General features: G+C 48.7%; 14 protein-coding genes. 6 read left to right on the forward strand and 8 right to left on the reverse strand.

Translation table 11 applies throughout. The annotated features are described in order from the left end of the window. The first annotated feature begins 9 nt into the window (after positions 1 to 9). On the forward strand, positions 10 to 342 hold the full coding sequence (ytxJ, locus tag J3P40_RS00505; protein ID WP_256001893.1) for a bacillithiol system redox-active protein YtxJ: 333 nt from the start codon (positions 10 to 12) through the stop codon (positions 340 to 342). An 18-nt stretch (positions 343 to 360) separates the two neighbouring features. Here ytxJ and J3P40_RS00510 read toward each other — a convergent pair whose 3' ends face one another. Both J3P40_RS00510 and J3P40_RS00515 read right to left on the reverse strand, forming a co-directional pair. After that, positions 361 to 765, reverse strand: a complete 405-nt coding sequence (locus J3P40_RS00510) for an OsmC family protein (protein WP_256001894.1) — start codon at positions 763 to 765, stop codon at positions 361 to 363. 40 nt (positions 766 to 805) lie between these two features. Beyond that, positions 806 to 1,099 carry a hypothetical protein gene (locus J3P40_RS00515; protein WP_256001895.1) on the reverse strand — a complete coding sequence of 98 codons (294 nt, stop codon included), beginning with the start codon at positions 1,097 to 1,099 and terminating at the stop codon, positions 806 to 808. Positions 1,100 to 1,220: 121 nt separating this feature from the next. On the opposite strand from J3P40_RS00515, the gene lipA reads away from it, so the two are divergent. The 3 genes from lipA to J3P40_RS00530 all read left to right on the forward strand — a co-directional run bounded on the left by lipA (position 1,221) and on the right by J3P40_RS00530 (position 2,980). Continuing rightward, positions 1,221 to 2,099, forward strand: a complete 879-nt coding sequence (lipA, locus tag J3P40_RS00520; RefSeq protein ID WP_256001896.1) for a lipoyl synthase — start codon at positions 1,221 to 1,223, stop codon at positions 2,097 to 2,099. Positions 2,100 to 2,187: 88 nt separating this feature from the next. Further along, on the forward strand, positions 2,188 to 2,739 hold the full coding sequence (locus J3P40_RS00525) for an RNA polymerase sigma factor (RefSeq protein WP_256001897.1): 552 nt from the start codon (positions 2,188 to 2,190) through the stop codon (positions 2,737 to 2,739). 1 nt (position 2,740) lies between these two features. Further along, positions 2,741 to 2,980 carry a hypothetical protein gene (locus tag J3P40_RS00530; RefSeq protein ID WP_256001898.1) on the forward strand — a complete coding sequence of 80 codons (240 nt, stop codon included), beginning with the start codon at positions 2,741 to 2,743 and terminating at the stop codon, positions 2,978 to 2,980. On the opposite strand, the gene J3P40_RS00535 is transcribed toward J3P40_RS00530, so the two are convergent. From J3P40_RS00535 to J3P40_RS00550, 4 genes are all read right to left on the reverse strand, one after another. Beyond that, positions 2,975 to 3,910, reverse strand: coding sequence for an NAD(P)H-hydrate dehydratase (locus tag J3P40_RS00535; protein WP_256001899.1), 936 nt, complete (start codon positions 3,908 to 3,910; stop codon positions 2,975 to 2,977). The two genes, J3P40_RS00530 and J3P40_RS00535, sit on opposite strands and share 6 nt — an antisense overlap. A gap of 4 nt (positions 3,911 to 3,914) precedes the next feature. After that, positions 3,915 to 6,761, reverse strand: coding sequence for an excinuclease ABC subunit UvrA (uvrA, locus tag J3P40_RS00540; protein ID WP_256001900.1), 2,847 nt, complete (start codon positions 6,759 to 6,761; stop codon positions 3,915 to 3,917). Between the two features lie 45 nt (positions 6,762 to 6,806). Beyond that, positions 6,807 to 7,859 (reverse strand): 2Fe-2S iron-sulfur cluster-binding protein, encoded by a 1,053-nt coding sequence (locus J3P40_RS00545; protein ID WP_256001901.1) that lies wholly within the window; start codon positions 7,857 to 7,859, stop codon positions 6,807 to 6,809. 105 nt (positions 7,860 to 7,964) lie between these two features. Further along, positions 7,965 to 8,750, reverse strand: coding sequence for a lytic transglycosylase domain-containing protein (locus J3P40_RS00550; RefSeq protein WP_256001902.1), 786 nt, complete (start codon positions 8,748 to 8,750; stop codon positions 7,965 to 7,967). A 503-nt stretch (positions 8,751 to 9,253) separates the two neighbouring features. On the opposite strand from J3P40_RS00550, the gene J3P40_RS00555 reads away from it, so the two are divergent. Continuing rightward, positions 9,254 to 10,456: a pseudouridine synthase gene (locus tag J3P40_RS00555; protein ID WP_256001903.1), complete on the forward strand. Its 1,203-nt coding sequence runs from the start codon at positions 9,254 to 9,256 to the stop codon at positions 10,454 to 10,456. 7 nt (positions 10,457 to 10,463) lie between these two features. After that, the gene (locus J3P40_RS00560; protein WP_256001904.1) at positions 10,464 to 11,576 is read left to right on the forward strand and encodes a lactonase family protein; all 1,113 of its coding nucleotides are present in this window, start codon (positions 10,464 to 10,466) and stop codon (positions 11,574 to 11,576) included. A gap of 2 nt (positions 11,577 to 11,578) precedes the next feature. Here the strand turns inward: J3P40_RS00560 and bshA are convergent, their stop codons facing one another. Beyond that, entirely contained in the window at positions 11,579 to 12,724 is a 1,146-nt protein-coding gene (bshA, locus tag J3P40_RS00565) for an N-acetyl-alpha-D-glucosaminyl L-malate synthase BshA (RefSeq protein ID WP_256001905.1), read from the reverse strand. A gap of 71 nt (positions 12,725 to 12,795) precedes the next feature. Then, positions 12,796 to 13,290, reverse strand: coding sequence for a hypothetical protein (locus J3P40_RS00570; protein ID WP_256001906.1), 495 nt, complete (start codon positions 13,288 to 13,290; stop codon positions 12,796 to 12,798).

The raw sequence follows: 13,290 nt of genomic DNA on the forward strand, positions 1-13,290 counted from the left end.
AGGTATCAAATGCAGTGGAAGGATATAACTGATCAATCCCAGATCAGTGAAATTAAGAACGACGAAGGTTATAGCCTCATATTTAAGCACAGCACACGGTGTTCCATCAGTGCCATGGCCAAACGGCGATTTGAAATGGACTGGGATAGCATTCCACCGGACACAAAGCTTTACTTTTTAGATTTACTCAACTACCGTGAGCTCTCAGCACTGATCGCTGAAACTTTTCACGTGCATCACCAGTCACCACAGATCCTGCTCATTCACAATGGTGAATGCATATTAGATGCGTCACATAGCGACATCTCCGCCGAAGAAGTTTCAGAAGTTATCGGAAGCTAAGGAGCGAACAGGCAGTGCTTAGTAATTGAAAGTAACCGTCTGCTTAATGTCGGGATGTAAACTGTAAGCTACAGGACAGGTATGTGCAGAACGCTCAATGATTGTCTTCACTTTGTCGGAGTAATTGTTGTCCGGGAATTGGAACTCCACAATAATTTCAGACACACGTCTTGGGCCCTCTGCCATAATCTTTGTGATCTCGCAGGTTGTGCCATCTATATCAAACCCATGTTCGTTCGCCGCAATACCGACAATCGTCAGCATACAGTTACCCAGTGAGGTAGCGAGCAGATCGGTAGGCGAGAAAGCCTCACCTTTACCTTTATTATCAACAGGGGCATCCGTAGTAATTATATTTCCTGAACGCTCGTGGACCGAAGTAGTGCGCAGTCCGCCATTATACGTAATCTTTGAAGTAGCCATATCTAAAAAATATGCTGCAAAGATTAGTATAATTTATCTATTACACATATTCTTCGTCAACATAAAGATCGATCTCCTCCCCGATCCGCTCGATCACATAGTCGGTCAGCTCAACGTCTATTCTCCCGTCGTTCAGCTCAGACCTGTAGAAAGGCAGGTCCCCCGCAGCAATCTTCTCTGCCGGCACGTCTTCCCAATGCTCCCCATCGTAACAAACCGCGCCGAGGATTGCACCATAATAGATCACCTTATAATAACCTTCTTCAGCAGGCAATATGGTTAGAGTAACCTCGTTTGTGCCATATTTAATCCTGATATTAAATGGTTTAGTCATAATCAGCCGGCCCCTGTGCGCCGTGTGATATAAACAGCGCTGTGCAACAAATGTTTTAACATTACATGAGGCAAACATATCTGGTTTATAACAATTGAATCCTATTGCGTAACTTTGCGTTATGATCGAACTTCCGGTTGTTTCTGCAAACCCTGTACAACGTAAGCCAGACTGGCTCAGAGTAAAGCTTCCTGTAGGCAAAGAATACGCGCAGGTGCGCAGCCTGGTAGACACGCATAAGCTCCATACCATTTGTGAAAGCGGCAACTGTCCGAATATGGGCGAATGCTGGGGCGCCGGCACGGCAACCTTCATGATCCTTGGGAATATTTGCACACGTTCATGCTCGTTTTGTGCGGTGGCGACCGGGCGTCCGCTTGCTGTGGACACCGGTGAACCTGACCGCGTGGCCAATTCCGTAAAACTGATGAACGTAAAGCACTGCGTAATTACTTCGGTAGACCGCGACGATCTGAAAGACGGCGGTTCGATCATCTGGGCAGAGACATTGAAAGCCATCCGCAGAGAAAGTCCGGAAACTACCCTGGAAACGCTGATACCTGATTTCAAAGGACAGTGGGACAACTTGTACCGGGTACTCGAAGAGCGTCCCGAAGTTGTTTCCCATAACATGGAAACAGTAAGGCGGCTAACCAGACAGGTACGCATACAGGCTAAATATGACCGTAGTCTTGAGTGCCTTAAACGGATATCTGAATTCGGCCTTCGTACAAAAACAGGCATCATGCTTGGCCTCGGCGAAACAGAACAGGACGTCCTGGAAGCTATGGACGACCTGGTTGCAAATGGTGTACATATCCTTACCCTCGGACAATACCTGCAGCCCACCCGAAGTCATCATCCTGTAGTAGATTGGATTCATCCCGATCAGTTTGCCAAATACAAAGAAGCCGGACTTGCAAAAGGGCTTAAGTATGTAGAAAGCGGTCCTCTGGTACGTTCTTCCTACCATGCCGAGAAGCATCTTTTCGATTATTAAACTACGCATATATCTCTTTGCAGACAAGGAATAGCGGCACGAAACAAATATTTTATATTCCTGTTGTTGCTATGTATATTCGTCCATATTGGGAACAAGCAGCAAGATATCACTATCAGAGGAAGAGCTGGTCGCGAGGCTAAAGAACCAGGATACACATGCGCTTAGGTGCTTGTACGATATGTATTCGGGAGCACTGCTGGGCGTCATCATCCGAATTGTACCTCAGACCGAGCTGGCCGAAGACCTCCTTCAGGAGACCTTCATCAGGATATGGAAGTCGGCCGGCGGCTACGATGCCAGTAAAGGACGGCTCTTTACCTGGATGATGAATATCGCCCGCAACCTGTCTATCGATAAGCTTCGTTCCAAAGACTTCCGGAACAACGGCAAAAACCATGAACTGGAAAATAACGTAGGTGTTATTGATATCCATCAAAACACAGTATTCAATGCAGAAGTTTTTGGGCTGAAGGACATGGTCACCGGACTCAAACCGGAGCTTTTCAACGTACTTAATATGGTATATTTTAAAGGATATACACATGTGGAAGCAGCAGAAGAACTAAACCTTCCACTTGGAACTGTCAAAACACGCATCAGGCTTGCCATAAAAGCGCTGAGGAAGAAATTTAATTGAATTGGAATCTGCAACAGCATATATTGAATCCGGGATACTTGAACTCTACGTCCTGGGTCAGTTGAGCCTGCAGGAAAGAACCGAGGTAAGCAGAATGGCTGCCAGGCACGCTGCCGTAAGGATGGAACTTGAGGCTATTGAACTGGCACTTGAAAAACACGCGCTTCTGTGCGCGCTCAAACCATCCGGCCGACTAAAACTAGCGATACTTGAGGGTGCTTATGCATGCAGGCCTTTATGAACTGGTCAGCATCTGCAAGCGCAAGCGCGATTTTGGCAGTTGCGCAGCAACCTGCGAAGCCGTTACATTAAAATGCTGCTCAGCGAGCTCCCCGCCCGCCATCCCATGAAGATAGCAGCCAGTAATGGCAGCCTCATTTGGAGCGTACCCCTGGGCCACAAGAGCAGCGATCACACCTGTCAGCACATCGCCCATACCACCCTGCGACATGGCCGGTCCGCCGCTCGTATTAATGTAGACCTGTCCCGACTGCTCAACTATGAACGTATACCTGTTCTTTAAAACCACAACAACCTTTTGTTTTTTTGCATACTTGATCGCGGTCTGCAGCCTGCCCCACCAGTTGTCATGTACACCAAAAAGCCGGTCAAATTCCTTTACATGCGGCGTAAGCACCGTGCCCGCCCTCAGCTCGTTAAGTGCAGGCCGGCTTACCGATAAATAATTAAGGCCTTCCGCGTCTATAACAAGCGGCACTTGCTGCGACATTACACATTCCAGGAGGTTCAGGTCGGTACCCGACACTTTGCCGGTCAACTGTAAACCCGGACCAAGGGCTATGGCGGAGTAAGTGTCAAGAGCCGCCGGACCAACCAGGTCCTTGCGGTCTGCGTACATCGCTTCCGGCAAAGTTACATTCAGCGCATTAAGGCCCTGCTCCGGTATAGCCACCGTGGTCAGACCCGCCCCGGCATACACGCTGCCCATCGCCGTGAGCAATGCCGCACCCATCGTCTGCGGAGCACCTGCAACAATCAGCAGATGTCCGTAATCGCCTTTGTGACTGAACTCGGCACGCGGGCGCAGCAGCCTGCTTACATCGCCGGCCGTTACCATCATAAATGCAGAAGCGATATCCGTTCCAGGTGTCGCGGTAATGTCTGCGGGTGCAGACGCATCAGGCAAAAAGTCGTTCAATAACCTGTTCATACAACTATGATAAGCCCATCTCTTTTTTCAGGAACTTGCCGGTCAGACTGATCGGATTCTGGATCAAACCTTCCGGGGTACCCTCAAAAATGATCCTTCCGCCACCGGCTCCGCCTTCTTCACCGAGGTCTATCACCCAATCGGCCACCTTTACCACATCCAGGTTATGCTCTATCACCAGCACCGTATTACCACGGTCTACCAACTCGTTCAGCACTCCCAGAAGCACATGAATATCCTCAAAATGCAGTCCCGTAGTAGGCTCATCCAGGATATAAAAAGTGCGGCCGGTATCCTTCTTCGACAGCTCCGTAGCAAGCTTAACGCGCTGCGCTTCGCCGCCCGACAGCGTAATGGACGACTGCCCGAGGGTAATATATCCCAGGCCTACATCTTTCAGGGTTTTTATCTTCCGGTAGATCACCGGCATATTCTCGAAAAAGTCGCAGGCGTCCTCAATACTCATATCAAGGACATCGCTGATCGACTTGCCCCGGTAACGCACTTCAAGTGTCTCGCGGTTATACCGCTTTCCGCCGCATTCCTCACAAGGCACCTGAACGTCCGGCAGGAAATTCATCTCAATCACCTTCATTCCGGCGCCCTGACAAGTCTCGCAGCGCCCGCCCTTTACGTTGAACGAAAAACGGCCGGGCTTATAGCCTCTTATTTTAGCCTCGGGTAATTGTACAAACAGGTTGCGGATATCCGAGAATACCCCGGTATAAGTAGAGGGATTAGACCTTGGCGTCCGTCCGATCGGTGCCTGATCTATCTCAATCACTTTATCGATCTCTTTCAGACCGTTCACCTTCTCGTAAGGAAGCGGGTGTTTCTTAGCCCTGAAAAAATGATGATTCAGAATCGGGTAAAGGGTTTCTGTGATCAAGCTCGACTTACCACTCCCCGAAACGCCCGTTACCGCAATAAACTTACCCAGAGGGAAGTCGACCGACACCTCCTTTAAATTATGACCGCTGGCCTTTATGATGGAAAGCTTGGCCCCGGAACCTTTCCTGCGCTTCTTAGGTACTTCAATCGCTTTTCTGCCGTTAAGGTAAGCCGCCGTGAGCGTATCCGACTGCAGGATATCATCAGGTTTGCCCTGCGCCACAATACGTCCGCCATGTACACCAGCTGCCGGGCCCACATCAATCACATGGTCCGCTTCCAGGATCATATCCTTATCATGCTCAACAACCAGCACCGTATTGCCCAGATCGCGAAGATTTTTCAGCGCATTAATCAGCCGCTCATTATCGCGCTGGTGCAAACCAATACTAGGTTCATCCAGAATGTACATCACGTTCATCAGTTGCGAACCAATTTGAGTGGCCAGCCTGATTCGCTGAGCTTCCCCGCCGGAAAGCGTACGCGCCGTACGGTCTAGCGACAAATAATTAAGCCCTACATCACTCAGAAAACCCAGACGTGCCCTTATCTCCTTGAGCACCTCGCGGGCAATGGTGTTCTGCCGTTCGCTAAGACGGCTTTCCAAGCCCTCGAACCAGCTTCTCAAACCGGCAATATCCATGTCCGATAACTCGAAAATATTCTTACCGTCTATCTTAAAATGCAGACTCTCCTTTTTCAGTCGGGCGCCATTACAAACCGGACAGGTCTTTAACTTCCTGAAAGCCTCCAGATCATCTGCAGAACCTTCCGACTTACGCTCCTGTTGTTCTTCCAACAACTTAATAATGCCATCGAACGTAACATGGTAACTCTGAACATTCCATTTATTGTATTCCACCGATACATTGAGCAGGTCAGGCGCCCCGTTCAAAATCAGGTTGATGTTCTCTTCACCCAGTTTTTCCAGGGGGGTCGACAACGAGAAACCGTATTTTTTGGCCAGTGCCTTCAGGACCTGGAACATCCATATATCGCGATACTCACCCAAAGGGGCAAGTCCGCCGTTAACAATACTCAATTTAGGATTCGGTATTACCGAATCACGGTCGATCACAAAAATATAGCCCAGGCCATCGCAGTTTTCGCAGGCCCCGTAGGGGGAATTAAACGAAAAGCTGTTAGGTTGCGGCTCGTCGTACGATATACCCGTCGTGGGGCACATCAGAAAGCGACTGAAATGTGCCACATTGTTCTCCTTATCACTGATCTTGATAATGCCTTTACCCAGGCGCATCGCCGTTTGCAGGGAATCCTGAAGACGCTTCAGATCCTTGCGGTCTATGAGCAGGCGGTCTACCACAATTTCAATATCATGAATCTTGTAGCGGTCGACCTGCATTTTGGGCACAATATCCTGTATATCCCCATCTACGCGCACTTTCAAATAGCCCTGCTTGCGGATTTGCTCAAACAGTTCGCGGTAATGACCCTTACGGCCCTTAACCACCGGAGCCAGCACGTTGACCGCCAGTCCGTCAAATTTTTTCAGGATAGCGTTCAAAATCTGGTCCTCACTCATCCGCTCCATCTTCTCACCAGTATTATAAGAATACGCGTCTGCGGTCCTCGCATACAGCAGACGCATAAAGTCATATATCTCCGTAATGGTACCTACTGTAGAACGTGGGTTCTTGCTCGTCGTTTTCTGTTCAATGGCAATCACCGGACTCAGACCCGAAACTTTATCCACATCCGGCCGTTCCATGCCGCCCATAAACTGCCGCGAATAAGCACTGAACGTTTCCATGTAACGGCGCTGTCCCTCCGCATAAATGGTATCAAAAGCAAGTGAAGATTTACCGCTGCCGCTGAGGCCTGTAATGACCACAAGCTGATTTCTTGGAAAAGAGACGTCTATATCTTTTAGATTGTGTACCCTGGCTCCATAAACTTCAACATCCTTTTGCTCGCCGAGGTCGATCGTATTTTTACTCATATCATTTTTAAAACGTTAGCAAAGGTAAATCATTATCAGCTAAAACTACCATACAATGGTGGTGTCCTGAACCGTGGGGTGACCCGTACAAACCAGCACCCGGCCGGCGGCAACCTCCTGGTCTGTCAGCACTTCGTTATAATCCATACGCACAGCGCCGCGGGTGCAGGTGGCGGTGCAACTGCTGCATATTCCGGCGCGACAGCTATAGGGCAGATCAATGTGATTTTCAAGCGCCACGGTCAATATCGTTTTGTCGTACGGCACAGAAAGCTTATGCTCCCGCCCCTGGTACAACAGGGTTACCCCATAAGTGTTTGTATCCTTGATCACCTTTTCCGTGGTGTCGTCCTCATCCACCTCATCTTCAGGCAAAACGAACGTCTCCCGTCTGATCTGCTCGACCTTGAAACCCAACTGCAGCAGCGTAATGCGACAGGTAAGCATATAGTCGGCCGGGCCACAGGTATAAAACAGTGCATCCGCAGGATCGAACTCCAGGTATTCTTTTACCACCTTCTCAATCAGAAACACGTTGAGCCGGGCCATCAGCAGATTCTTGGCGCCACTGTTTACATAGATCAGCTTAAACCGGCCCGGATACTCGGCCTGCAAAGCCTCCAGCTCCTTGTAAAACAGCGTTTCGTCTACCCCGCGCGTACTATAGATCAGTTTTATCTTAGATCGGTTCTCCTGATGCAGGGCTGTTTTAAGCATGGCAAATAGCGGTGTAATACCTACCCCGGCGGCAAACAGAAAGACAGACCTTTCCTGTTCCGGCCGTGGCACATACGTGAACTGTCCGTTGGGACGCAATGCGGTAAGTACATCGCCTACCGAGGTTTTATGATGCAGAAACCTGGATATCTCGCCGTTCTCAACCCGCTTGATGGCGATACTCAAGGTTTCGCCGCTTCCCGGTTCACTGCATATGGAGTACGAACGCCTCAGCTCGCGGCCATCCACGTCAAAAACAAGCGTAAGGAACTGTCCGGCCAGGTAGGTGACTTCCGCATCATCCAACACATCAAACCGCAGCAGCAAAGTCTCTCCGGCGCCAAAAATCATTTCCTTAATCTGCAGTTTCAACAATTCCATAGGAGACATAAGTATCGTGCTCAAAATAACCATTCTGACCATAAATAAAAAGCCGCGCTGATATATGAATCAGCGCGGCGCCCATTTGTAGAAGTATTGGCAAGCTTAGTTATAAGCATTTGTTTCGTTAGCGGCATTATATGCCAGGAGTGCACGCGGCGCCTTGTATCCGTAACGCACCGGGTCCTCCATAATTTCTTTCATGGAAATAAGCTTGTACACATAACCGCCGGTTTCCCGGTTAAGCTTCATTTTGAAGTAATTGTCCTGATTCTGACGGTCGATCTGTGCCCGCATATGTCCGTCACCTACATTGTAAGCAGCGGCAACAAGCGTCCAGCTTTCAAAAATATCGTAAAGCTCTCTCAGATATTTTGCAGCTGCAATGGTCGACTTGCGAAGATTCTTCCGTTCATCGACCTTCGAGTTTACCGTAAGCCCGTAGCTGCGTGCCGTTGCCGGCATAAACTGCCAGAAACCAGCAGCACCTTTCGGCGACACTCCGCCACGCAGACCCGACTCTACCAAAGGCACATACTTGAAATCTTCTGGAATACCGTAGCTGGCCAGAATAGGCTCTACTACAGGGAACCACTCTGCCGCTTTGCGGTGGAGCCTGTTGGTTTGCAATCTGCTATAGCTGAAACTTGATAAAATCTTTCTCATCTTGCGCTCAACCTTTGCATCGCCAAGCGGAAGTGTTTCATCAGCAAAACTCAGTGTTGCCATGGTAGACAATGGTGCTTTACGCACTTTGGCAGCTGTTTTTGCAATCATCACCGGAAAACCAGTGATGCCGGCATAGGAAGGATCTAAAAAATCACTTATACCTATGGTATCTAAGCTCGTTGTTTCTTCTTGTTTTTTGAGGCCATCTTCTACTTGGGGCATGTTATAAGCAAACACTCGGGCCATGATCAGCAATGTCAAAATCACTGCGCATGTTAGGATGTGTTTTTTTATCATCTTCCTCCTTCTTTAGGGTTTAACAATATAAAACGCCTGCAAATATACAGCATACCAACCTTATTACCAAGCAATTACGGAATTAACTGCCAAAAACGCAGTTTAAACCGCCATAAAGGCCGATTTTATTTAGGATGCATACAGTTCGGGAAAACTCGCCTTTTCATACGTAAAAAGGGCCGGGAAAGGTTCGTTGAAAGATGGGTTTGAACGAGGTTTGAGTTAGGTTTGCTATACCTTTGCATGACCCCATGGGGTATACCAAACCCCTCCCAATCGCCTAAGTAACCTAAGTCGGTGAGACACTTTCGCCGGGCTATGTAAACCCTCTGTTCCTGCTTACTGTGAACTAATCCAAAAACAATACATCGTTATGCTGCTTTTTTGGTAACTTTGTGCCCGCATGTTTTTGCGGATAAAAGCGTACCATGGTAAATAACAACAAAAGGAACAGTCGGGATGACAAGTCCAAAGCGGGAAGCCGCAGTGCTGAAGGAAGAAGAGCAGAGGGAAAACGTACAGAAGGCAGGGCGCCTTCATCAAGAAGATTTGAAGATAAACCAGGGCGGAAATTTGAGGACAAGCCCGGCAGGAAGTTTGAAGATAAAGCAGGCAGAAAGTTTGAGAGTAAGCCAGACAGAAAGTTCGAAGATAAGCCTGCAGGAAAATTCGGAGACAGAAAAACAGAAGCCCCTAAGTTTGCAGACAGCCGTCCGTTCAGGAAACGGGAAACGGCATCAGGAAATCCAAGATCATTTTCTAGAGACAAGCAGGAAAGAGGTCCGCGCGAGAATCGCCCTGAGCGCTCAGAACGCCGTGATTTCAGAAAACCTTACGGCGGCCATGATAAAGGTGAGCGCATAGACAACGGACCTAACCTCCGGGGCCGGAAAAATGTTGCCGCGAAAGACGATGGGTTGATCCGCCTGAACAGGTACATCGCCAATTCAGGCATTTGCTCGCGCCGCAAGGCCGATGAACTGATTACCGCGGGAGTCATTTCGGTAAATGGCGACGTAGTATCAGAGCTTGGCTTTAAGGTAGACCCGAGAAAAGACGTTGTAAAGTACAACGGCGAATTGCTGAAACGCGAAAAAAAGGTTTATGTATTGCTCAACAAACCTAAAGATTATATTACCACCACCGACGATCCGCAGGAGCGCCGTACCGTGATGCACCTCGTGGAAAAGGCAAGCCGGGAGCGCATTTACCCGGTGGGACGCCTTGACCGGAACACCACAGGGCTTTTGCTGATGACGAACGATGGTGAACTGGCAGACAAGCTTTCGCATCCTAAAAACGGTATCACGAAAATATATCATGTAGAACTAAACCGTAACCTTTCGCAGGGTGATATGAATAAGATTCAGTTCGGACTGGAGCTGGAGGACGGCTTCATTAAACCTGACTCGGTATCGTATGTAACGGGTGCATCGAAAAAGGAAATCGGCATACAGATACATAGTGGCAAAAACCGCATTGTACGCCGGATATTTGAACATCTTGGTTACGATGTGGTAAAACTCGACCGTGTGGTTTATGGAAACCTGACAAAGAAAGATCTGCCAAGGGGCAAATGGCGCTTTCTGGAAGAACATGAACTGATCCAGATTAAACACCTGATAAAATAAAAACCAAATGAAAACTGGCCTTGTTCTTATTGCGATAATCATCACGACTATGCAAGGTTACAGTCAGAAGAAAGGTTTTACCCTGTTGACGGGTACCTACACCAATACGGGGAAAAGTGAAGGGATCTATATTTTTGAGTTCGATCCTGCGACCGGTGACGCTGTGCAAAGGGGCGTAGCTAAAGGTGTTGATAACCCGAGCTACCTGAATTTGAGCCGGGATAACAGGTTTGTCTATGCTGTAAATGAAACCGGGGAAACCAGCGCCGCTAGTGCTTTCTCGTACAACAGGAGCCTGCAGCAGCTTAGGTTTTTAAACAAGCTCAGCACAGACGGGGCCGATCCTTGTTATGTGATTTCGGACGGCAGGCATGTGATTACTGCAAATTATACTGGCGGCAGTATTTCTGTATTTGATATTGCAGCCGATGGCAGCCTGGGCAAGCTTAAACAGCGGATACAGCATGAAGGCAGCAGCGCTAACCAGGAACGGCAGGAAAGCAGCCACGTACACATGGTGCAGTTTACGCCCGATGGTAAATATGTGGTGGTGAATGATCTGGGTACCGACAAAGTATACCTTTATCAGTATAACCCGGTAGATACAGGTCTGGTGCTCACCGCTCACCAAAGCCTTTCTATTACGCCGGGCGCAGGCCCGCGCCACCTTGTATTTAATGCCGCAGGCGATTATGCCTACCTCGTACATGAACTTGACGGCGGCATCACGGTACTGTCTTACGCAAATGGAATTTTGAAGCCTCTGCAGGAAGTAAACATGAACGGCGACAACTTCCTGGGTGAGAACGGCGGTGCGGATATTCACCTTTCTCCCGACGGGCGCTTTCTGTACGCGAGTAACCGGGGGTCTGAAAATAAAATTGCCATCTTTGCGGTAGGCGAAGACGGCCGGCTGACCAAAAGGAAACTGGTAAGCACTATGGGTAAAGGGCCCAGGAATTTTACGCTTGACCCTACCGGCAAATACCTGCTCGTGGCCAACCAGCAGAGCGATATGGTTGTCGTGTTCGAAAGAGATGCAAAGAGCGGCGACCTTAAGGACACGGGTAAGCGTATCGCTGTGGGCGCACCTTCCTGCCTGCTGTTTACAGGCGATTAAGCCTAAGCGTTTTTCAGCTGATGTGATTCGGCAATCACCTGCGCATAATATTCCACGTATCTCGGAAGTATCTTTTTCAGGTCAAACTCCTTGGCCCGGGCAAAAGCATTTTCTTTAAACTGCTTTAGGACATCGTCGTTTTCAAGTATACTAATGGCTTTCGCGGCCATATCATCTACATCGCCCACGCTGCTCATATATCCGCAGTACCCGTCAATATTGAGTTCGGGTAAACCACCTGCATTCGAGGTAATGGCTGGAACCTTACAGGCCAGTGCTTCGAGTGCTGCCAAACCAAAGCTCTCAGATTCAGAAGGCATCAGGAAAAGATCCGACACCGATAAAATCTCTTCTATAGCATCCTGTTTGCCAAGAAAACGCACGTGTTCGCCAATGTTCAGGCTGCGGCAAAGCTGTTCATCATATGCGCGTTCCGGTCCGTCGCCCACCATAAGCAATTTAGAGGGCACTTTAGCCAGTATCTTCTCAAACATACGTATCACATCCGCCGTACGCTTTACCTTCCTGAAATTGGAGGTATGGATGAGTATGCGTTCATTATTTGGCGCGATAGCCTTTTTGAAATGGTCCTTTGGCTTTAAGCTGAACCTGGAAAAATCGATGAAGTTGTGGATAACGCGGATTTCGGTATTAATTTCGAAATGCTGGTGTGTATCGTCTTTCAGACTTTGCGAGACGGCGGTTACACCGTCCGATTTGTTGATCGAGAAGGTCACCACCGGCTTATAGGTAGGGTCTTTGCCTACAAGGGTGATGTCGGTACCGTGCAGGGTGGTTACGATAGGAATGTTGATGCCATACGTTTCCAGGATCTGCTTGGCCATAAAAGCCGCCGAAGCATGAGGGATGGCGTAATGCACGTGCAAAATGTCCAGGTTCTCGAAGCGGACCACGTCGACCAGCTTACTGGCCAGGGCCGACTCATAGGGTGCGTAATCGAACAGCGGATAATCGCGGACCGAAACTTCGTGGTAAAAAAGATTTGCTGAAAAAAAATCGAGCCGCGCTGGCTGACTGTATGTAATAAAATGTACCTGATGTCCTTCACCAGCAAGAGCCTTACCCAGTTCCGTTGCGACAACGCCGCTACCGCCAAAGGTGGGGTAACATACAATCCCTATTTTCATTCACGTGATTTTACGACGCAAAGTACTGCACTTAAAACGAGCTTTGTGTTAAACTAATGCAATTATTTACCTCAGCTTTTGGCGTGCTTTTCGATCTCCGACTGAATCACCAGAAACATCTCATTGGGCCGCTGGGTACCTATATAGTATTCAAAACCGGTGGCATCCGTAAGTACCACCGCGTCCTTGCCGGAAGAATAAAAACGCAGGCTGCCTTTACGGTGCAGGTTGTAAACTGGATTATTGAAAAAATACCGGCTGTAGGTGTCTTTACGTACGTTAACGATCGTATCCAGATCTATCACCACCTTCTTAGTAGGCCATAAGCCGGAAATCGTGAGCTGATTATCGCCTATCGTGGTTTTATAATGTATCACGAACATCAGCGCAATAGATACTCCGATGATGCCGAACCCAACAACCAGGAAAAGATCCTGGGTACGGTCCCTATCGCGCTCATAAACATAGGCAGCGAAACAGAAGGCGGCCATAATAAGCCGGATGCAGGTACGGATATAGTCGCGCCCCACGTACTGTTTCTCGAAGAAAGCGTAACGGTGTGCCAT

This window comes from Pedobacter deserti, from assembly GCF_024436415.1.
GTDB lineage: Bacteria > Bacteroidota > Bacteroidia > Sphingobacteriales > Sphingobacteriaceae > Pedobacter > Pedobacter faecalis.

Excerpts from the sequence above, each read along its gene's own strand:
- ytxJ (WP_256001893.1), top strand. The coding sequence starts at position 10 with ATGCAGTGGAAGGATATAACTGATCAATCCCAGATCAGTGAAATTAAG.
- J3P40_RS00510 (WP_256001894.1), bottom strand. The coding sequence starts at position 765 with ATGGCTACTTCAAAGATTACGTATAATGGCGGACTGCGCACTACTTCG.
- J3P40_RS00515 (WP_256001895.1), bottom strand. The coding sequence starts at position 1,099 with ATGACTAAACCATTTAATATCAGGATTAAATATGGCACAAACGAGGTT.
- lipA (WP_256001896.1), top strand. The coding sequence starts at position 1,221 with ATGATCGAACTTCCGGTTGTTTCTGCAAACCCTGTACAACGTAAGCCA.
- J3P40_RS00535 (WP_256001899.1), bottom strand. The coding sequence starts at position 3,910 with ATGAACAGGTTATTGAACGACTTTTTGCCTGATGCGTCTGCACCCGCA.
- uvrA (WP_256001900.1), bottom strand. The coding sequence starts at position 6,761 with ATGAGTAAAAATACGATCGACCTCGGCGAGCAAAAGGATGTTGAAGTT.
- J3P40_RS00545 (WP_256001901.1), bottom strand. The coding sequence starts at position 7,859 with ATGGAATTGTTGAAACTGCAGATTAAGGAAATGATTTTTGGCGCCGGA.
- J3P40_RS00550 (WP_256001902.1), bottom strand. The coding sequence starts at position 8,750 with ATGCCCCAAGTAGAAGATGGCCTCAAAAAACAAGAAGAAACAACGAGC.
- J3P40_RS00555 (WP_256001903.1), top strand. The coding sequence starts at position 9,254 with ATGGTAAATAACAACAAAAGGAACAGTCGGGATGACAAGTCCAAAGCG.
- J3P40_RS00560 (WP_256001904.1), top strand. The coding sequence starts at position 10,464 with ATGAAAACTGGCCTTGTTCTTATTGCGATAATCATCACGACTATGCAA.
- bshA (WP_256001905.1), bottom strand. The coding sequence starts at position 12,724 with ATGAAAATAGGGATTGTATGTTACCCCACCTTTGGCGGTAGCGGCGTT.
- J3P40_RS00570 (WP_256001906.1), bottom strand. The coding sequence starts at position 13,290 with ATGGCACACCGTTACGCTTTCTTCGAGAAACAGTACGTGGGGCGCGAC.